General features: G+C 73.8%; 17 protein-coding genes. 11 read left to right on the top strand and 6 right to left on the bottom strand.

Translation table 11 applies throughout. From position 1 onward, the window contains the following. The first annotated feature begins 15 nt into the window (after positions 1-15). Complete coding sequence (locus ACFYPA_RS04035; RefSeq protein WP_359084635.1) at positions 16-1,080, top strand: MBL fold metallo-hydrolase; 1,065 nt, start codon at positions 16-18, stop codon at positions 1,078-1,080. Between the two features lie 15 nt (positions 1,081-1,095). On the opposite strand, the gene ACFYPA_RS04030 is transcribed toward ACFYPA_RS04035, so the two are convergent. After that, the gene (locus ACFYPA_RS04030) at positions 1,096-1,722 is read right to left on the bottom strand and encodes a VTT domain-containing protein (protein WP_359084704.1); all 627 of its coding nucleotides are present in this window, start codon (positions 1,720-1,722) and stop codon (positions 1,096-1,098) included. Continuing rightward, on the bottom strand, positions 1,722-2,504 hold the full coding sequence (locus tag ACFYPA_RS04025) for an MBL fold metallo-hydrolase (protein WP_359084633.1): 783 nt from the start codon (positions 2,502-2,504) through the stop codon (positions 1,722-1,724). Before ACFYPA_RS04025 ends, ACFYPA_RS04030 begins: the two co-directional genes overlap by 1 nt. A 174-nt stretch (positions 2,505-2,678) precedes the next feature. Between ACFYPA_RS04025 and ACFYPA_RS04020 the strand changes: the two genes are divergently transcribed. The 6 genes from ACFYPA_RS04020 (at position 2,679) to ACFYPA_RS03995 (ending at position 12,423) form a co-directional block, all read left to right on the top strand. Continuing rightward, a complete protein-coding gene (locus tag ACFYPA_RS04020; RefSeq protein WP_359084631.1) occupies positions 2,679-3,083 on the top strand; it encodes a hypothetical protein in 405 nt (134 codons plus the stop codon). Between the two features lie 106 nt (positions 3,084-3,189). Further along, a complete protein-coding gene (locus tag ACFYPA_RS04015) occupies positions 3,190-5,265 on the top strand; it encodes an alkaline phosphatase family protein (RefSeq protein WP_359084629.1) in 2,076 nt (691 codons plus the stop codon). Between the two features lie 54 nt (positions 5,266-5,319). Beyond that, positions 5,320-7,413 (top strand): NAD-dependent DNA ligase LigA, encoded by a 2,094-nt coding sequence (gene ligA / locus ACFYPA_RS04010; protein ID WP_359317853.1) that lies wholly within the window; start codon positions 5,320-5,322, stop codon positions 7,411-7,413. Positions 7,414-7,644: 231 nt separating this feature from the next. Continuing rightward, positions 7,645-8,520 (top strand): rod shape-determining protein, encoded by an 876-nt coding sequence (locus ACFYPA_RS04005; protein WP_359317856.1) that lies wholly within the window; start codon positions 7,645-7,647, stop codon positions 8,518-8,520. A 722-nt stretch (positions 8,521-9,242) separates the two neighbouring features. Continuing rightward, entirely contained in the window at positions 9,243-11,522 is a 2,280-nt protein-coding gene (gene secD, locus ACFYPA_RS04000) for a protein translocase subunit SecD (protein WP_389129355.1), read from the top strand. Positions 11,523-11,679: 157 nt separating this feature from the next. Next, positions 11,680-12,423, top strand: a complete 744-nt coding sequence (locus ACFYPA_RS03995; protein ID WP_359352261.1) for a YoaK family protein — start codon at positions 11,680-11,682, stop codon at positions 12,421-12,423. Here ACFYPA_RS03995 and ACFYPA_RS03990 read toward each other — a convergent pair. Beyond that, entirely contained in the window at positions 12,413-13,222 is an 810-nt protein-coding gene (locus ACFYPA_RS03990) for a helix-turn-helix transcriptional regulator (protein WP_359084624.1), read from the bottom strand. The two genes, ACFYPA_RS03995 and ACFYPA_RS03990, sit on opposite strands and share 11 nt — an antisense overlap. A gap of 60 nt (positions 13,223-13,282) precedes the next feature. Between ACFYPA_RS03990 and ACFYPA_RS03985 the strand changes: the two genes are divergently transcribed. After that, entirely contained in the window at positions 13,283-13,588 is a 306-nt protein-coding gene (locus tag ACFYPA_RS03985; protein WP_359084623.1) for a 4a-hydroxytetrahydrobiopterin dehydratase, read from the top strand. Positions 13,589-13,602: 14 nt separating this feature from the next. Here ACFYPA_RS03985 and ACFYPA_RS03980 read toward each other — a convergent pair whose 3' ends face one another. Then, positions 13,603-14,565, bottom strand: coding sequence for a LysR family transcriptional regulator (locus ACFYPA_RS03980; RefSeq protein ID WP_389129350.1), 963 nt, complete (start codon positions 14,563-14,565; stop codon positions 13,603-13,605). Between the two features lie 89 nt (positions 14,566-14,654). Between ACFYPA_RS03980 and ACFYPA_RS03975 the strand changes: the two genes are divergently transcribed. Further along, the gene (locus ACFYPA_RS03975; RefSeq protein WP_389129347.1) at positions 14,655-15,395 is read left to right on the top strand and encodes a class I SAM-dependent methyltransferase; all 741 of its coding nucleotides are present in this window, start codon (positions 14,655-14,657) and stop codon (positions 15,393-15,395) included. A gap of 24 nt (positions 15,396-15,419) precedes the next feature. On the opposite strand, the gene ACFYPA_RS03970 is transcribed toward ACFYPA_RS03975, so the two are convergent. Next, on the bottom strand, positions 15,420-16,286 hold the full coding sequence (locus ACFYPA_RS03970) for an NmrA family transcriptional regulator (RefSeq protein WP_389129345.1): 867 nt from the start codon (positions 16,284-16,286) through the stop codon (positions 15,420-15,422). A gap of 81 nt (positions 16,287-16,367) precedes the next feature. Here ACFYPA_RS03970 and ACFYPA_RS03965 point away from each other — a divergent pair, with 81 nt between their 5' ends. Together ACFYPA_RS03965 and ACFYPA_RS03960 are read left to right on the top strand one after the other, a co-directional pair. After that, the gene (locus ACFYPA_RS03965) at positions 16,368-17,312 is read left to right on the top strand and encodes an AraC family transcriptional regulator (protein ID WP_359084619.1); all 945 of its coding nucleotides are present in this window, start codon (positions 16,368-16,370) and stop codon (positions 17,310-17,312) included. Positions 17,313-17,359: 47 nt separating this feature from the next. After that, positions 17,360-18,289, top strand: a complete 930-nt coding sequence (locus ACFYPA_RS03960) for a class I SAM-dependent methyltransferase (protein WP_359352172.1) — start codon at positions 17,360-17,362, stop codon at positions 18,287-18,289. A 10-nt stretch (positions 18,290-18,299) separates the two neighbouring features. Here the strand turns inward: ACFYPA_RS03960 and ACFYPA_RS03955 are convergent, their stop codons facing one another. Next, entirely contained in the window at positions 18,300-18,776 is a 477-nt protein-coding gene (locus ACFYPA_RS03955; protein WP_359084617.1) for an RICIN domain-containing protein, read from the bottom strand. Positions 18,777-18,782: the final 6 nt, after the last annotated feature.

Raw genomic sequence — 18,782 nt, 5'->3', positions numbered from 1 at the left:
AGACGGGAGTCCTCGATGACGGAACAGGCAGAGCGCTCCCTCGCCCGGGGCCCGCGCCGGGTGACCTGCGGCGAGGTGCTGGCGCCCCGCCCCCTCGGAGAGGAGCGGTCGTGGCCGGTCAGCTTCGCCGACCGGCTCACCGCGCCCCTGCCCGGCCTGACGGGCATGTCCCGGCTGGCCCGTGAACACTCCATCCGGCCCAACGCCGAGGGACTGCGTGGCATCCACCGGCTGCCCTACGCCCCCGAGCCGCTCCCCGCCGCCCCGGCCGGAACCACCTGCGTCACCTGGGCCGGGCACGCCAGCTGGATCATCCGTACCGGCGGACTGACCGTGCTCGCCGATCCCGTGTGGTCCCGCCGCATCCTCGGCACCCCGGCCCGCATCACCCCCGTCGGCGTCCCCTGGGAGGACCTGCCACCGGTCGACGCCGTCGTCATCAGCCACAACCACTACGACCACCTCGACGCCCCCACCCTGCGCCGGCTGCCCCGGCACACCCCGCTGTTCGTCCCGGCGGGGCTCGGCCGCTGGTGCCGTCGCCGCGGCTTCGGCTGCGTCACCGAGCTCGACTGGTGGGAGTCGGCGGAACTCGACGGCGTCCGCTTCGACTTCGTGCCCTCGCACCACTGGTCCAAGCGCACCCTCACCGACACCTGCCGCTCGCTGTGGGGCGGCTGGGTGATCGAGGACACCGCGGGGCCCGGCCGGGGGCAGCGGATCTACTTCGCGGGGGACACCGGATACGGCCACTGGTTCACCGAGATCGGCCGCCGCCACCCCGGCATCGACCTCGCCCTGCTGCCCATCGGGGCGTACGAGCCGCGCTGGTGGCTCGCCGACGTGCACGCCGACCCGGAGGAGGCCGTGCAGGCGTACGAGGACCTGGGGGCCCGCGCCATGGCGCCCATGCACTGGGCGACGTTCCTGCTCTCCGCGGAGCCCGTACTCGAACCGCTCGCCCGGCTGCGCACCGCCTGGCGAAGGGCCGGTCATCCGCGCGAGCGGCTCTGGGACCTGCCGATCGGCGGCTCGCGCGTCCTCGACCGGGCGAGCGAACCGCGCACGGTCAGCGGCTGACTCGGGCGCCGGCGGTCACCGTCCGGACCGGGCACGCAGCCGGTGCCACACCGCCGGTGCCCCGCTGATCAGCAGCGTCAGACCCACCGCCACCACCACACCCTGCCACGGCTCGGGGAACAGCGAGCCGCCGAGAATCCCGATCAGCTGATACGTGGCGGCCCAGGCGAGACAGGCCGGCACATCGCCCCGGGCGAAGCGCCTGAGCGGCATCCGGCCCAGCAGACACGCCAGCATCACCGGGATCCGCCCCGCCGGCACCAGCCGGGACAGCACCAGCACCGTCGCGCTGTGATCGTCGAGCTTCCGCTGCGCCTGCGCGAGCCGCTCCGGCGCGGCCCGGTCGCTGATGGCCCGCAGCCACTTGGAACCGTTCTTCGACCGCACCCCGCGCTTCCCGAGCCAGTACAGGCAGATGTCCCCGAGGAACGCCGCGGACGAGGCCACCGCGAACACGATCAGCAACGAGAACGGCGACGACTGATGGAACGCCACCACGGCCGCCGAACTCACCAGCGCCCCCGTCGGCACCACCGGCACCAGGGCACCCAGTGCCACCAGCAGGAACAGCGAGGGGTAGCCGACCGCCTGCTGCGTCGACTCCGGGGGCAGCAGAACCGTGCGTCCCAGGAACTCGTGTATCACCCGGTGGCTCCCGGCCGCACGTGCTCACCGTGCCGCAGCCGGTGCACCGTCACCTGGGGGGCCCGCAGCGCCGCCTGGCGCACGAACTCGTCACCGGGCGAGTGGAACTCGTGGGGCCGGACCCCGTCCATCCCGATGGGCCAGTACGTGCCGTAGTGCACCGGCACCGCCTCCCGCGGCGCGATCCGGGCCAGCGCCTCGGCGGCGCGCGTCGCGTCGAGGTGGCTGGGGCCCAGATTCGGCCCCCACCCGCCGACCGGCAGCAGGGCCACGTCGACCGGGCCGACCGCGTGCGCCATGTCGTCGAAGAGCCCGGTGTCGCCGGCGAAGTACGTGCGCGCCTCGCCCTCCACCACGTATCCGAGCGCGGGGGAGCGATGCGGGCCGACCGGAAGGCGCCGCCCGTCGTGCAGCGCCGGCACGGCCCTCACGCGTACCGCGCCCACACGCACCTCGTCGCCCGCCGCCACCTCGGTGATCCGCAGCCCGCGCATTCTCCGCAGCAGCCGGAGCCCCGGCACCGCCCGGACCGCGCCCAGCGGAACGACCAGCCGGGCGCCCGGGGCGAGGCGGGCCAGGGACGGCAGATGCAGGTGATCGGAGTGCAGGTGCGAGATCAGCACGACGTCGGCGACCGCGGCCGCCGGACCGGGCAGCTCACCGCGGCGCCGGCGCAGATGCGCGAAGCGCCGTACGAAAAGGGGGTCCGTCAGGACCCGCACCCCGGAGTCCTCGATCGTGCAGGTGGCATGACCCCACCAGGTGATCTCCACCGGCACGTGCCGCCTCCTGCTCGTAGGACTCGTAGGAACTGCCGACGAGCCTACGGGGCGGAGGGCACCCCGGATGCTGCCGGGCGCGCCTCGTGCGCCCCCTTCCTGCTCTGACGTGCGCCTTCTGGTGCGGGAATCCGGCCGGTAGGGTCGAGGAACGCCTAGCACGGGGGACCGGTCATGGGGGACGTACGGGTGGCGGCCATCGCCAGTCTCACGCCGCTGGAGGAGCTCGACAGCGATCCGTTCCTCGTGGACACCCGCAGCCAGCACGCCATGTGCGCGCGGTGGGCCGCCGACCAGGGCTACGTCGTCACCCGGCAGCTGCGCCTCTACGGACTGCGCCCCGACCACCGGGCCCTCTGGGCCGACATCGAGGGGGGCGAGGTCGAACTCTTCGTCGCCCCCACCGACCGGGTGCTCGCCCGGGCCATCGCCTCCGTGCCGCAGTTCACCGCGGAGTGCGAGCGGCGCGGCGTACGGCTGGAGATCGCCGGTCTCGACGAACCGCTGTACAACGCCCGTACGAAAGCGGGCGTGCACCGCAGGCTCTCCATGCCGACCGCCGGCTACGACGGCTGCTGAGCACCGCGACCGTGCCGGGCGGAGGGCCTCGCGGCACCGCGTGCCCCCTGTGAAAAGCTGGGGCAGGGTCCGGAACGGCGTGGCCCGGACGTGAGGTGGCAGAGGCGTGGGTGACGGGCGATGGCGAAGAGCCGGCAGCGCCCTGATGCGGGTGGTCGTGGTGTGGGCGGTATCGACGCTCACCATGCTGGCGCTCGCCGGGATTCTGCCGGACTTCCAGCTCCAGTCGGACGACGGCGACAGCGTGACCAAGACCGCGTTCACCGCGGCCTGGGGGGCGGGCGCGTTCGGTCTGCTCTCCGCGCTGGTCTGGCCGGTGCTCGTACGGGCCCTGCTCATCGTGCCGGCCCTCGTCCTCGGCATGCTGGTCTTCTTCCTCAACGGCTCGCTGTTCCTGGTCGCGCTGCGGCTCATCCCGGACGGGCGGGGGGACGCCGCCCCGGAGACGGCCGTCGTCGTCGCGGCCGTCATGTCCGCCGTCGCCTCCGCGACGTCCACGGCACTGGCCGTCCGTGACGACAACGCCTACACCCGCAGACTCTCGCGCCTGGCCGAACGGCGGCGCCGCCGCAGCGGCACGCACGGAGAGGGCGACCAGGGGCCGCCCGGCACCGTCTTCATCCAGCTCGACGGCGTCGGCCACGACGTCCTCGCCCAGGCCGCCGCCGAAGGCCTCATGCCGACCGTGGCGCACTGGCTGGCCGACACCGAGGGGCACCGGCTCACCCCGTGGCGCACCGACTGGTCCAGCCAGACCGGTGCCAGCCAGCTCGGCATCCTGCACGGCAGCAACCACGACGTCCCCGCCTTCCGCTGGTACGAGAAGGAGACCGGCGACGTCATGGTCTCCAGCAGACCGGCGAGCGCCCTCGAACTCCAGCGCCGCGCCATCGAGCGCACCCGCGACGGCGGACTGCTCACCCTCGACGGGGCCAGCCGCGGCAACCTCTTCAGCGGCGGGGCCGACGAACTCGCGCTCGTCCTGTCGATGACCGCCCGGCGGGGCAAGGGCCGCCGCTCCCGGGCCGGATACTTCGCCTACTTCGCCGACCCCGCCAACGCCGTCCGTACCGCGCTCTCGTTCGTCGCCGAGGTCGGACGCGAGATCGGGCAGTCGACCCGGGCCCGGATCCGCAAGGAGACACCCCGGATCAAGCGCGGCGGTCTCTACCCGTTCATCCGGGCCTTCGCGACCGTCCTGGAACGCGATGTGGTGGTCACCGCCGTCATCGGGGACATGTTCGGCGGACGGACCGCCGTCTACGCCGATCTCGTCGCCTACGACGAGGTGGCCCACCACTCGGGGCCGCGCAGCCGCGACGCCGAGAAGGTCCTCGCCCGGCTGGACCGCTCGCTCGCCCTGATCGTCGAGGTCGCCGAGCACACCCCCCGCGACTACCGCATCGTGCTCCTGTCCGACCACGGCCAGAGCCCGGGGGAGACCTTCGCCGGGACGTACGGGCTGACCCTCAAGGACCTGGTACGGGCGGGCAGCGGCCTGCCGGTGCCGCGCCGGGCCCAGCGCACCCGCAGCGGGTCCGAGGCCCGCGACGCGGTCCGGATCGCCCTGCGCCGCCCGGTCGCCGCAGGTGAGGAGAAGCAGGTGGCGACGGCCTCCGACCCCGTCGTCCTCGCCTCCGGCAACCTCGGGCTGATCTCCTTCCCCGACATCGAGGGCCGCGCCTCGCAGGAGCAGCTCGACCGCCGCCACCCCGCCCTGCTCGGCACGCTCGCCAACCATCCCGGCATCGGCTTCCTGCTCGTCCGCAGCGAGCACGACGGTTCGGTGGTGATCGGGCGCGACGGCGCGCGGATACCCGTGGGGGAACTGAAGGACGGGCAGGGCCCGCTGGCACCCTTCGGCCCGGGTGCGGCGGACGCGATCCGGCGCACCGACACCTTCCCGCACGTCGCCGATGTGATGGTCAACTCGATGTACGACCCCGAGGCCGGCTCGGTGCACGCCTTCGAGGAACAGATCGGCTCCCACGGCGGCCTGGGCGGCGAGCAGTCCCGGCCGTTCCTGCTGTCGCCGCGCGGTATGACGGACCCGCTGGACGCGGCCGTCGCCGAAGGCGGGGAACGGGCGTCCGAACTGGTGGGCGCGGAAACCGTGCACCGGGTCCTGAGGCACTGGCTGCGCGAGGCGTCGGGCCCGCAGGTGCCGGTGCGCGGCGACTGACGTCGCGAGGCTGCCGACCAGGGCGTTGTCAGTGGTGGACGGCAGGATGGGGGCATGACGAACTCAGCTGTTGTGCTCGCCGATACCGCCGCCTACGCCGCCGCGGTCGAAGAGGCGTCGCAGGCCGCCGCCGCGTACTACGCCACGGGCGAGAGCGTGCTCGACGACGACGCGTACGACCGGCTGGCGCGCGGCATCGCCGCATACGAGCAGGACCATCCGCAGGACGTGCTGGCGGAGTCGCCGACCGGCAAGGTGGCCGGGGGAGTGGCGGTCGGGGACGTGCCGCACACCGTCCCGATGCTGTCCCTGGACAACGTCTTCTCGGCCGAGCAGTTCGCCACCTGGACCGTGTCGCTGGAGCGCCGGATCGGCAGGCCCGTCACCGCCTGGAGCGTCGAGCCGAAGCTCGACGGCCTCGCGGTCGCCGCCCGTTACCGCGCCGGCCGGCTGGAGCAGCTGATCACGCGTGGCGACGGCACCGCGGGCGAGGACGTGTCGCATGCCATCGGAACCGTCGTCGGCCTGCCCCGGCAGCTCGCCGAGCCGGTCACGATCGAGATGCGCGGCGAGATCCTCATGACGACCGAGCAGTTCGAGCAGGCCAACACACTGCGAACCGAACACGGCGGCGCGCCCTTCGCCAACCCGCGCAACGGCGCGGCGGGCACCCTGAGGGCCAAGGACCGGCCCTACACGGTGGAGATGACGTTCTTCGCATACGGCGCGCTGGCGCTGCCCGGCTCGGGGGACCTCACCGCCACGCTGGCCGAACTGCCCCACAGCGAGACCCTCGGGCTCGTCGCGGGCCTCGGCGTGCACACCGCGGGGGACACAGCGGTGGCGCCGCGCACCGTGACCACCGTCGAGGACGTGCAGGCGCGGGTCGAGGAAGTCGCCTCGCTGCGCGCCTCGTTGCCCTTCGGCATCGACGGCATCGTCATCAAGGCGGATCTCGCCGCCGACCAGCGCGACGCCGGTTCCGGCACCCGGGCGCCGCGCTGGGCCATCGCGTACAAACTGCCGGCCGTCGAGAAGGTCACCCGCCTGCTCGGCGTCGAGTGGAACGTGGGCCGTACCGGCATCATCGCGCCGCGTGCCGTGCTGGAGCCGGTCGAGATCGACGGATCGACCGTCGGATACGCCACCCTGCACAACCCGGCCGACATCACCCGCCGCGATCTGCGGATCGGCGACCACGTGATGGTCTACAAGGCGGGCGACATCATTCCCCGCATCGAGGCCCCCGTCGCCCACCTGAGGACCGGTGACGAGCAGCCGGTCGTCTTCCCCGAGGTGTGCCCGCAGTGCGGTTCGGAGATCGACACCAGCGAGCAGCGCTGGCGCTGCGTCCGGGGCCGGGACTGCCGCCTGGTGGCCTCCATCTCGTACGCGGCGGGGCGTGATCAGCTCGACATCGAAGGCCTCGGCGCGACCCGGGTGGTCCAGCTCGTCGACGCCGGACTGGTCGCGGACTTCGCGGATCTCTTCACTCTGGAGCGCGGTCAGTTGCTCGCCCTGGAGCGGATGGGCGAGACCAGCACCGACAATCTGCTGGCCGCGATCGACGCGGCGCGCGCACAGCCGCTCTCCCGGGTCTTCTGCGCCCTGGGGGTGCGGGGCACCGGGCGTTCCATGTCCCGGCGGATCGCGCGCTACTTCGCGGACATGGACCGGATCAGAGCCGCCGACGTCGAGACGCTCCAGCGGGTCGACGGCATCGGCAAGGAGAAGGCCGCCGGCGTGGTCGCGGAGCTGGTGGAGCTGGCCCCGCTCATCGAGAAGCTCGTCGCCGCCAGGCTCACCATGACTGAGCCGGGCGCGACGCCCCCGCCGGAGCCGGGCGAGGAGGACGATGCGGAGGCCGGCGGCGAGGGCGGGGACGGGAAGCCGCTGGACGGGATGACCGTGGTGGTGACCGGAGCGATGACAGGGGCCCTGGAGAAGCTCTCGCGGAACCAGATGAACGAGCTGATCGAGCGCGCCGGAGGGAAGTCCTCCTCCAGCGTCTCCAAGCGCACGACCCTCCTGGTGGCCGGTGAGAAGGCGGGCTCCAAGCGCACCAAGGCGGAGGACCTGGGTGTGCGGATCGCCGGCCCGGAGGAGTTCGCCGAGCTGATCGCGGAGTTCCTGCCGTCCGAGGTGTGACCGCGCGGCCGTCGGACACGGGGGTGTCCGGCGGCGCGAGGCCGGCCGCCCGCGGGTGCGGAACCGCCTCTGCCCGGCGGCACCTTCCCCTCCTCCACCGGATCCTTCGATTTTGCGAGGGAGTGGCTTTCTTTGCCTCCCTATTGCATAGTGAGGGTTCGGTCATGCCTCGCTATCAGCGGGTCACTGGGTGCGTGTACGGCCGCGACAGCGGGCCGGGGGTGAGGGGCGATGCGTTCTTTGCGCGACGGGCAGCGACAGACTCGCTCCGTTCACGGGCAGCACGCCCAGCCCTCCCCGCAACTCCAGCAACCGCAGCACCTTCAGCACCCCCAGCACCGGGGGCTCACCCGCGGGCTCGCGCTCGACCTCGGCAGTTCGCGCACCCGCGCCTGGGTCCCCGGCCAGGGCCTCCTCGCGGACACCGGAGCCGACCCGGCCGGTGACCATGTCCGCGCCGGCCGGCCGGTCCGGCGCGGACGCATCGTCGACATGGATTCCTGCGGCCGGATGCTCGGCCGGATCGCCGACACGGCCCTGGGCGCCGACCGCGGCGACACCGTGATCGTCCTCAGCCACCCCGTCCTCGCCGGGCCCGGACACCGGGCCGCCGCCCGGGACCTCCTCACCGCGCTCGGCCCGTCGCGCGTCATCGTCCTGGACAGCGCCAGGGCCGCTGCCGCCTGCGCCGGCCCGCAGGACGGCGGCCCGCTCCTCGTCGTCGACATCGGCGCCGAACTGACCGAGGCGACCCTCCTCGTCGACGGAAGAATCCGCGACGCCCGCCTTGCCGAGACGGGAACCAGCGACCTGGAACCCGGCGAGGCACCCACCGCAGTCGTCCGGGCCGTCCTGGACATGGTCATGGGGATGTGGCACCAGGACCGGCACGGCGCGCTCCTCGGAGCCCTGCGCAGGGGCCCGTTGCTCGCCGGAGGCGGTGCGCTGCGCCCGGACATCACCAACCGGATAGCGCTGCGCCTCGGCGTCCCCGTCCGGCTCACCGACGACCCCGCGACCACGGTCGTGCGCGGTGCCGGGCTGATCCTCAGCTCCGTGCTCCGCCACGCCTCGGCCGCGCGGGCCCTGCCCGGTCGATCCGGGTGACCCCCCTCCCGGGGCCGCCCCCGGGGAACGCGCCTCCCGGGAACAGGCCGCAGACCCCGGCGCGCGGAGGACGCACGTCGGCGGCACGGCGGCTCCTCGCCGCGCTGCTCCTCGCCGTCCTCGCCGTGGCGGGCGGCGCGCCCGCGGCCGCCGGAGCAGGGCTCCCCACGCGTTCGTCGGCCGGTCCCGCGCCCACCACCCAGGGCCCGGCCGGAATCCGGCCGGCCGCCCCCCATACCCACCACGCCCTTCGCCTCCTCCGCACGGACCGCACGGACCGCACCGTGCGCACCCATCCGGCCGACCGGGCGCCGGGCGACCGCGATGTCCGCGACGCCCCGCGCCGCACCGGTGCGGTCACCGCCACGGGAGTCCACCGCCCCGGACCTGCGACCGGACCACAACCCCGGGCCGCCGCGGAGCAACCCCGTACTCCGCAGCACCTGCCTCCGCCCGGTGCCGGCACCCTGCCACCGCTCCCGCCCGGAATCACGCCCCCGCACCCCGTCGCCGGCTCCGCCCCCGCCGCACCCAGCGCGGCCGGCCACCGTTTCCGTGCCGCGCTCCCCGGCGTACGGGGACCTCCGAGGGACGCCGTCCACCGGCCCGGGGACCCGTCACCGGTCCCGTCCCGCGTCACCGCTGTGCCGTCGCCGCCGTCCTAGCGCCCTTCGGGGCCACCGGGGAGGTGCGGGCGCGGCCACCCCTCGGAGGAAACACGCATGACCCGCGCCACCATGGTGCGGGCGGTTCTGGCCGCGGCCGTACTGCTCGTCTCCGTGCTCATCACGCTGACCATGTCCCCCAGACTCGGCCTCGATCTCCAGGGCGGCACCCGCATGGTGCTCCAGGCCAAGGACTCCGACACCGCGAAGGCCGACCGGGAGAGCACCGAGCGCACCCTCGAGGTGCTGCGCAAGCGCATCGACTCGCTCGGTGTCACCGAGCCGACCCTGACCCGTTCCGGCGAGGACCGGATCATTGTCGAGCTCCCGGATGTCCAGGACCCGCGCAAGGCCGCCGACGTCATCGGCAGGACCGCCCAGCTCACCTTCCACGCCGTACAGGGCCCCGGTGCCCCGGCGGGCGACGGGCTCGCCCTCCCCGACGAGGAGGGCCGCACCCTCGCGCTCGGCGCGGCGGCCCTCTCGGGCGCCGGGGTCAAGGAGGCGTCCGCCGCCTTCGACGCCCAGCAGGGCGCGGGATGGACCGTCTCCCTCGACTTCCACAAGGACGCCGGCCGGGACTGGACCCGGCTGACCGGGGAAGCGGCCTGCCACCCCGTCCAGGACGAGCGGCGCCGCGTCGCCATCGTCCTCGACGACAAGGTGATCTCGTCGCCCCAGGTCTCCCCGACCGTGGCCTGCGGCACCGGCCTGCCCTCCGGATCCACCCTGATCACCGGCTCGTTCAGCGCCGACGAGGCCCGGGAACTGGCCCTGCTGATCCAGGGCGGCGCCCTGCCCGTGCCCGTCGAGATCGTCGAGCAGCGGACGGTCGGCCCGACGCTCGGCGCCGCCGCCATCGACGCCAGCGCCCATGCCGCCCTCATCGGCGCCGCGGCCACGGCGCTGTTCATCACCGTCGTCTACCGGCTCTTCGGCGCCCTCGCCGCCGTGGCCCTGGGCGCCTACGGGGTGATCTCGTACGCCGCCCTGGTCGCGCTGGGCGTCACCCTCACCCTGCCCGGCCTCGCGGGGTTCGTCCTGGCCATCGGGATGGCGGTCGACGCGAACGTGCTGGTCTTCGAACGGGCCAGAGAGGAGTACGCGCTCCGCCCGGCCAAGTCGCTGCGTGCCTCGCTCACCGCCGGGTTCCGGCACGCCTGGAGCGCGGTCGCCGACTCCAACGTGACGACGCTCATCGCGGCGGGCCTGCTCTTCTTCCTCGGCTCCGGCCCGGTCAAGGGCTTCGGTGTCACGCTCGGCATCGGCGTCCTCGCGTCGATGTTCTCCGCGCTCGTCATCGCCCGGGCCCTCACCGAGACGGCCGCCCGTTCCCGGTTCGTCAGCGACTACCGGGGCGTCAACGGCATCGCGAGTCCCGGCCGGGTACGCACCTGGATCGCCCGCCGGGACCCGCAGCTGATGCGCTCCCCCCGGCGCTGGCTGCTGATCTCCGCCGTCCTGATCGCGGTCGCGGTGACCGGCATCCTGATGCGCGGCGTCAACCTGGGCGTCGAGTTCACCGGCGGCCGGCTCGTCGAGTACTCCACCAGCCGCCCCGTCGACGTGGAGAGCGCGCGCACGGCGCTGGCCGGTGCGGGCTTCGAGGACGCGGAGGTCACCACGGCGGGCGCCGGCGACATCTCGGTGCGCACCGGGGAGCTCGACAACGACGGCGAACACGCCCTGCGTGCCGCTCTCGCAGAGGAGGGCGGAGAGACCACCAAGGTCCGCGACGAACTCATCGGCCCCAGCCTCGGCGACGAACTGCGGCGCAACGCCCTGATCGCCCTGGCCATCGCCGTGGTCGTCCAACTGGGCTACCTGGCGATCCGGTTCCGGTGGACGTTCGCCGTGGCCTCCGTCGGGGCGCTCGTCCACGACGTGATCATCCTGGTCGGGGCCTTCGCCTGGCTGGGACGTACCGTCGACGGCATCTTCCTGGCGGCCCTCCTCACGGTCATCGGGTACTCCGTCAACGACTCGGTCGTGGTCTTCGACCGGGTCAGGGAGCTGTGGGCGAAGGCCCGCGGGAAGCGCCTCTCCGAAGTGGCGAACCGGGCCGTACTGCAGACCGTGCCGAGAACCGTCAACACGGGCATGGGGGCGCTGTTCATCCTCGTCGCGCTGGCGGTGCTGGGCGGCGACTCCCTCGCGGACTTCGCCCTCGCCCTGCTGATCGGCATCGTCGTCGGCACGTACTCGTCGGTCATGACCGCCGTCCCGGCCGCCCTCCTCCTGGAGCGCGGCAGCAAGGCGCCACCGCCCGCACGCGGCCCGCGCAAGAAGTCGGGGGCCGCGCGCCGGGGCCCGCTGGACAACGGGGCACGCGTCTAGGGTTTCGCACGGCGAGGTGCCCGCCTGCCGGCCCGTCGCCCCTGCGCCGTTCGAGCGGCACGGGGGCGACGCGCGCCGGCTGTGGCACGCGGCAGGGGCACGACGGCACGATCCTGATCACCCACCCGTGATCGGAGCGCGCCCCGTGTCCATGCCCGTGCCCGTAGTGCTGCGTGAGGCATGGACCACCCTCGTACCGGACATGAACGACCGGCACGGACCGCTGCCGCCGCTGATGCTCGCCCTGACCGTCGTCACCGGGCTGGTCGACGCCGTCAGCTATCTGGAACTGGGCAGGGTCTTCGTCGCGAACATGACCGGCAACGTGGTCTTCGCCGGGTTCGCGTTCGCCGGGGCCCCCGGGTTCTCGCTGGCCGCCTCGTTCGTCGCCCTCGGCGGGTTCGTGGCCGGGGCGGTGATTGGAGGGCGGATCGTCCACGGATCCCACACACATCGCGGGCGCATGCTGCTGCACGCCCTGTGCGCCGAGACGGCGTGTGTCCTCGCCGCCCTGGTCGTCACGCTCATCTCGGGCAGCCCGTACACCGGCGGCGTGCGCTTCACCCTCGTCGCACTGCTCGCCCTGGGCCTCGGCCTGCAGAACGCCGTCGCCCGCGCGCTCGCGGTCCCCGATCTCAAGACGACCGTCCTCACCCTGACCATCACCGGCATCGCCTCCGACGGCCGGCTCGCCGGAGGGCCGGGCAGCAAGGCGGGCCGCCGGGTCCTGTCAGCGGCCGCCATGCTGGCCGGCGCCCTCGTCGGGGCCGTCTGCGTCCTCCACGGGCATCCGATCCTGCCGCTCCTGCTGGCCGTGGCGGTGCTGGTGGTGGTGTGCCTGGCCGCTTACGTCCTGGCCCGGGCCGAGGCCCCGTGGACCCGCCCCGTCGTCAACAAGTGAGGCTCCGCAGATACGCGGCGGTGGCCTCGTCGGCCGGCAGCAGCGTCTCGATGGCCAGCTCCGCGACCGTCACGTCCATCGGGGTGTTGAACGTGGCGATGGACGCCACGAAGGAGAGCAGCTGCCCGCCGTGTTCGATCACCAGCGGAAGGGCGAAGGGCACCGAGGACGAGGGCCCGGTCCGGTCCGCTTCGCCGGCCACCTCCGCCGGTACGGGGTAGGCCGCGACCTCCTCGTACAGCGCACGCAGCTCCGCCGACCGGACCAACGCGATCTGACGCTCCATCTGGGCCAGCAGATCGGCCCGCCACGCCCGCAGGTTGCGGATCCGCGGAGCCAGCCCCTCCGGGTGCAGAGTGATCCGCATCGCGTTCAGCGGCGGGGCCAGCAGATGCTCCGCCACCCCGTCCAGCATCCGGGTCATCCCCTGATTGGCCGCCACCACGGTGTACAGGCCGTCGACGACGAACGCCGGGTACGGGTCGTACCCCCGGAGCAGCCGGTCCAGGCCCTCACGCAGCGCGCCCATCGCCGGGTCGTCGAGCGCGGTCTCCGTGAAGCGCGGCGCGTAACCGGCGACCACCAGCAGGGCGTTGCGCTCCCTCACGGGCACGTCCAGATGGCCCGCCAGGCGCAGGACCATCTCCTCACTGGGGCGGGAGCGGCCCGTTTCGATGAAGGAGATGTGCCGGGCCGAGGAATCGGCCCGCAGCGCCAGCTCCAGCTGGCTGATCCGGCGACGCTCCCGCCAGCTGCGCAGCAGCGGCCCTACCCCCGTGTCAAGCGCGACAGTTGTCATACCGAGACCGTAACGTCACCGGCATCGTTGACCAGCAAGACCCCACCGAGGGAGCACCGCATGCCCGCCGCACCGCTGCCGAAGGACGAGATCGAGAACCGGCTGCGCGAACTGCCCGGCTGGACGCTGGAAGGGGACCGGATCACCCGCACCTACCGGCTCCCCTCGCATTTCGCCGCCACCGGCCTCACCGTGCACGTCGCCCGGATCCAGGACGAGCTGAACCACCACTCCGACCTGACGCTCGGCTACAACACGGTCGCCCTGTCCGTGAACTCGCACGACGCGGGCGGAAAGGTCACCGAGAAGGACCTGGCCCTGGCCGCCAGGGTCGAGGCCGTCGCCCCCGGACACGGCGCGGAGTAGGGCCCGTCCGGCGGTCAGGACGCGGCACCGAAGCGCGGATGCGCGGCGAGCCAGCGCGTGTAGCTGCCGCTGCGCTCCACCGCCTGCGCGTACGCCGCCCGGGTGTGCCCGGTCACCGCTCCGGCCGCCGTGCGGGCGGCAGCGGACCGGGGGTGCCAGCCCAGCAGATGGCGCCAGCTGAGCGGCGAACCGGCCACCGGACGGGTCACCACCCCCGGGGTCGGCGGGAACGTCGCCCGGCACAGCCCGAGCGCCCGCCCCACCTGCACGAGATGGACGACCGACGCGGTGTCCGTCTCGTACACCGACACCGGGCTGAAGCCGGCCCGCGCGCAGGCCGCGACGAAACAGTCCGCGAAACAGCCGTCGCCCGGCACGTCCGCCCAGCACTCGTCCGCCAGCGCGGAGAGGTCCAACTCGGCCTCACCGGCCAGCGGATGGGTCTCCGGCAGCATCACGAAGACCGGATCGATCCCGATGACCCGCCATTCCAGCCGGTCGGCGGCCGGCGGCGGACTCTCACCGCAGGCCCCGATGAGGACGAAGTCCAGTCTGCCGTCGACCAGTTGCGAGGCGAGCTCCGCCACCGACCACGAGGTGTACGTGGACACCGGCGCCGTCGGGTGCGCCGCGGCCAGCCGGTCGACCAGCCCGCCGAGCAGCGGGCCGTGCGTACCGCCCAGCCGGAACCGCTCCATGGCACCCCACGCGTTGGCGAACCGCACCGCCTCCTCCTGGAGCTCGCTGACCGCCGGCAGCACCACCCGTGCCCGCTCCAGCACCAGTTCGCCCAGGAGCGTCGCCCGCGCACCCGTGTGATCCCGCTCGAACAACGGGCCGCCGAGCGCCTTCTCGATCCGCCGCAGCTGCGCGCTCAGGGCGGGCTGGGCCAGCCCGAGAGCGGCGGCCGCCTTGGTGAGACTTCCGGTGTCGGCGATGGCACGTACGGTCCGCAGATGGCGCAACTCAAGCTCCATAACGGCAAGTTATGGCCCACGTGGCCCACCGGCAATACAGGCGTCGTCTCCGGGGCGCGCGACCCGGGCCGTGTCGTACAGTCGGCCGGATGCTGAACTACGACGACGAGGCAGCCGTCTATGACGCCACGCGCGGCGGCGTGCCCCGGGCGGAGGCCGCAGCGGCCGCGGTGCTCGGTCTGGTCCCGCCCGCCGCCCGCACCCTGCTGGACATCGGCTGCGGTACGGGACTGGTCACCGAGCGGATCGCCGGCGGCCGCCCCGGGCTGCGGGTGTTCGGCTCCGACGCCGCCCGGGGCATGGCCCGTGTCGCCCGGCAGCGCGTCGGTGCCGTGGTGCTCGCCGACGCGCGCCGGCTGCCCCTGCCCGACGCGGCGGTCGACGCGGTGACGGCCGTCTGGCTGCTGCACCTGCTGCGCGAGGAGGGGGCGGCTCGGGCCGTGGTGGCGCAGGCGGCGCGGGTGCTGCGGCCCGGCGGTGTGTTCGTCACCACGGTCGACAAGGACGCGGGACACGATGTCGGCAGCGACATCGACGAGGCGTTCGCCCCGTATCTGGCGCTCGGTCCGTCCGACGGCATGGAGCGGATCATCGAATACGGCGCCGAGCACGGCCTGGACGTGGGGGGCAGCGCGGTGTTCCGTGGCCACGGACAGGGCCGGACCCCGCTGAGAGCCGCGGACGGTGTGCGGCGTGGGTACTACACCTCGCGCCTCGCCCTGCCCGGCGCGGCGGCCGAACAGCTCGCCCAGGTCCTCACCGCACTGCCCGGACCCGACCGCCGACGCGCGGACCCGCAGTACCGGCTGCTGGCGTTCCGCCGACGGTAGGGCGCGGGCGGACGCGGCCACCGGCTACGCGTCCCAGGCACCGTCCCGCGCCGCCTCGGCGGCGAAGGCGGCGAACGGCTTCGGGTCGCGGCCCAGTGCCTGCTTCACCCCGTCGGTCACCGGCGTGTTGTGCCCGTCCAGCAGGAACGTGAACAGCCCGGCCAGGAAACCCGCTTCGGCCTCGGGAACGCCGTACTCCTCCAGCATCGCCGCGTACCGGGGGCCCGTCACCGGGAGGTAGCGCACCTCGCGCCCCGTCGCCCCGGCGAGCTCGGCGGCGGCCTCCGCGAAGGTCAGCGCCCGGGGGCCGGTCAGTTCGTGGACCGCGCCCGCTCCGCCGTCGCCGCACAGCGCGGCGACCACCACATCGGCCACGTCGTCGACGTCCACGAACGGCTCGGCACTCCCGCCCGCCGGGAAGACCACCTCACCGCCGAGCACCCCTTCGAGCAGGGCCCCCTCACTGAAGTTCTGCGCGAAGAAGGCCGAGCGCACCACTGTGAGCCCGGCGTCCCCCGCGGCCGCGCGCAACGCCTCCTCCGCCACCACGGCCTGCGGCTCGCCCCGCCCCGAGAGCAGCACCAGCCGCCGCACCCCGCACCGCCCGGCGATCTCCCCGAACGCCGTCATCGCCTCCGGCGCGCCCGGCGCCGCCAGATCCGGGTAGTACGCGACGTACGCCGCTTCCGCACCGCTCAGCGCGCCCTCCCACCCCGACGGGTCGGCCCAGTCGAAGGGGACCTCGCCGCGCCGTGATCCGGCGCGCACCGGCACCCCGCGCGCCACCAGCCGCTCCACCACGCGGCGGCCCGTCTTGCCCGTCCCGCTCGTGACCAGCACCGGGCGCGTGGCGGGGAATCGCTGCTTCTGGTTCTCCGTGTTCCGTGTCATGACCCAAGGCTCTCCGCCCCGCCCCACGCGTTCCATCCCCGAGCCGCTCAGCTCCCTACGCGTGCGTCTACGCTGCCCCGCATGGACGCACTCGCCGGACTGTTGGACGGGCCGAGGGCCCGGGGCGCCTTCCTGCTGCGGATGGTGATGGAGGCGCCCTGGTCCGTACGGATCGAGGACCGGGCCCCGCTCTGCCTGATGTCCGTGACCGCGGGCGAGGCATGGATCATCCCCGCCGGAGCCACCGAGCCCGTGCTGCTGCGCCCCGGAGACCTGGCCGTCGCGCGTGGCCCGGAGCCGTACACCGTCGCGGACCTGCCGGACACCGAACCCCGGGCTCGCATCGGCCCCGGCGGCACCTGCGCCACCCTGCGCGGGGAGCCGCTCTCGCAGGCCATGGACCTGGGGGTACGCACCTGGGGCAACGCACCGGACGGGTCGACGACCGTGCTCGTCGGCACGTACCTGCTGGACGGGGAGATCAGCCGCCGGCTCCTGGACGCGCTGCCCCCGCTGGTCGTCCTGCCCTCCGGCGGCCGGAGCGGACCGTTGCCGGCGCTGCTCGACGAGGAGATCGCGCGCGACGAGCCGGGGCAGAGCGTGGTGCTGGACCGGCTCCTGGACCTCCTGCTGATCGACGCCCTGCGCACCTGGTTCTCCCGGCCGGGCGCAAAAGCCCCCGCCTGGTACCGGGCGATGGGCGACCCCGTCGTCGGACAGGCGCTGAGGCTGCTCCAGAACGAACCCGCCCACCCGTGGACGGTGGCCGCGCTGGCCGCCCGGACCGGGGTCTCCCGGGCCGGACTCGCCCGGCGCTTCACCGAGCTGGTGGGGGAGCCCCCGATGGCGTATCTGACCGGCTGGCGCCTCGCCGTCGCGGCGGACCTGCTGCGGGAGACGGACGCGACCGTCGAGGCGGTCGCCCACCAGGTCGGATACAGCCAGGCGTTCGCCTTCAGCACCGCCTTCAAACGGGTACGGGGCGTCAGCCCGCAGGAGTACCGCAAGGCAGGCGGCTTGCCGTAACAGCAACAAAGTTTGCCCCACGTCCGCGGTGTGGTGAGGCTGTTCCCATGAGCAACCACACCGGGCACGGTCACCACCACGACGGCAACCACGGACACGGGCACGGCGCGGCGCACGGGAGTCACCAGGACCCCCTCGACCTCGACTGGGGCGTCATGGGCCCGCTGCTGGAGCAGAACGCCGAACTCAGCAGCGAGCAGTACACGGAGGCGGCCCGCTGGGTCGCCGGTCTGCCCGACGCCCCGAAGGTGCGCCGGATCCTGGACATCGGCAGCGGCCCCGGCGTGATCTCCTGCCTGCTCGCCGAGGCGTTCCCCGGGGCGGAGGTCGTCGCCGTCGACGGAACCCCCGCGCTCCTGGAGCGCACCCGGAACCGCGCCGAGCGGCTCGGGCTCGGAGACCGGGTCACCACCCTGCACGCCGACGTCCCGGCCGGTCTGGCCGGTCTGGGGTCGGCGGATCTGGTGTGGGCGGGCAACACGCTGCACCACATGGGTGATCAGCGCGCCGTGCTGGCCGGCTTCGCCGCCCTGCTGAACCCGGGCGGCACCGTCGCGCTCGTCGAGGGCGGACTGCAGCCCCGCCAGCTCCCGCGCGACCTCGGCTTCGGCCGGCCCGGCCTGGAGGCCCGCATGGAGGCGGCGCACGCCGAGGCGTTCGAGGAGATGCGCGCGGATCTGCCCGGCGCCACGCGCGAGAACGAGGACTGGGCCGCCCTGTTCACCGCGGTGGGCCTCGCCCCGCAGGGCACCCGCAGCTTCCTGCTCGACCTGCCCGCACCGCTCGGCGACGTGGCGCGCGACCACGTCATCGCCGAGTTCGCCCGCCGCCGCGACGGGCTGGGCGACCGGCTCGACGCCGAGGACATCGCGGCGCTCGACCGGCTGCTCGACCCCGAGGACCCGGCCGGCCTGCACCTGCGCCGCGACACCTACCTGCTGATGGCCCGTACGGTCCACCTGGGCCGACGCGCCTGAACACGCGGCTTCAGGAAGTGCCGGACACCGGCTCAAGACGCCACCACTGACCGGGGGAGTCGGTGTCCTCCCACTGCTGGACCGACGCGCCCTTCGCCGTGCTGCCGTCGGCGACCTCCAGGACCAGTCCGCTGACGAAGCTCACCAGGGTCACCGTGCCGGGGGCCTCCAGGTGCCGTTCGACCAGCCACTCCTGGGCACCGAAGTTGTTCGCCCGCCACTGCTGGATCACGGCCCCGTTCTCCGTGGAGGCTCCGCGCACGTCCAGCCTTTTGCCGCTGTGGGCGTTGACCACGTGGTGCAGGGCCGCGCCCTCGTGAACGGGGGTGAACTCCCAGTGCTGGGCGGCCGATCCGTCGACGTCGTTCTGCTGCACCGGCGCGCCGCCGCCCTTCGCCGCGTCCCGCACCTCCAGCACCAGTGCGCTGCCCACATTGCGCAGCCGGTAAAGACCCGCCCCGACGACGGGCGCGGCGTCCCCGCTCATGTCCGG

The organism is Streptomyces sp. NPDC005775, from assembly GCF_042871565.1.
Taxonomy (GTDB): Bacteria; Actinomycetota; Actinomycetes; order Streptomycetales; family Streptomycetaceae; genus Streptomyces.
This window is presented reverse-complemented; position numbering and strand designations above follow the sequence as displayed.

Bases quoted from the DNA above. Each gene is read 5' to 3' on its own strand.
- ACFYPA_RS03960 (WP_359352172.1), top strand. From the start codon at position 17,360: ATGAGCAACCACACCGGGCACGGTCACCACCACGACGGCAACCACGGA.
- ACFYPA_RS03965 (WP_359084619.1), top strand. From the start codon at position 16,368: ATGGACGCACTCGCCGGACTGTTGGACGGGCCGAGGGCCCGGGGCGCC.
- ACFYPA_RS03970 (WP_389129345.1), bottom strand. From the start codon at position 16,286: ATGACACGGAACACGGAGAACCAGAAGCAGCGATTCCCCGCCACGCGC.
- secD (WP_389129355.1), top strand. From the start codon at position 9,243: ATGACCCGCGCCACCATGGTGCGGGCGGTTCTGGCCGCGGCCGTACTG.
- ACFYPA_RS04005 (WP_359317856.1), top strand. From the start codon at position 7,645: ATGCGTTCTTTGCGCGACGGGCAGCGACAGACTCGCTCCGTTCACGGG.
- ACFYPA_RS04035 (WP_359084635.1), top strand. From the start codon at position 16: ATGACGGAACAGGCAGAGCGCTCCCTCGCCCGGGGCCCGCGCCGGGTG.
- ACFYPA_RS03975 (WP_389129347.1), top strand. From the start codon at position 14,655: ATGCTGAACTACGACGACGAGGCAGCCGTCTATGACGCCACGCGCGGC.
- ACFYPA_RS04020 (WP_359084631.1), top strand. From the start codon at position 2,679: ATGGGGGACGTACGGGTGGCGGCCATCGCCAGTCTCACGCCGCTGGAG.
- ACFYPA_RS03985 (WP_359084623.1), top strand. From the start codon at position 13,283: ATGCCCGCCGCACCGCTGCCGAAGGACGAGATCGAGAACCGGCTGCGC.
- ligA (WP_359317853.1), top strand. From the start codon at position 5,320: ATGACGAACTCAGCTGTTGTGCTCGCCGATACCGCCGCCTACGCCGCC.
- ACFYPA_RS03990 (WP_359084624.1), bottom strand. From the start codon at position 13,222: ATGACAACTGTCGCGCTTGACACGGGGGTAGGGCCGCTGCTGCGCAGC.
- ACFYPA_RS03955 (WP_359084617.1), bottom strand. From the start codon at position 18,776: ATGAGCGGGGACGCCGCGCCCGTCGTCGGGGCGGGTCTTTACCGGCTG.
- ACFYPA_RS03980 (WP_389129350.1), bottom strand. From the start codon at position 14,565: ATGGAGCTTGAGTTGCGCCATCTGCGGACCGTACGTGCCATCGCCGAC.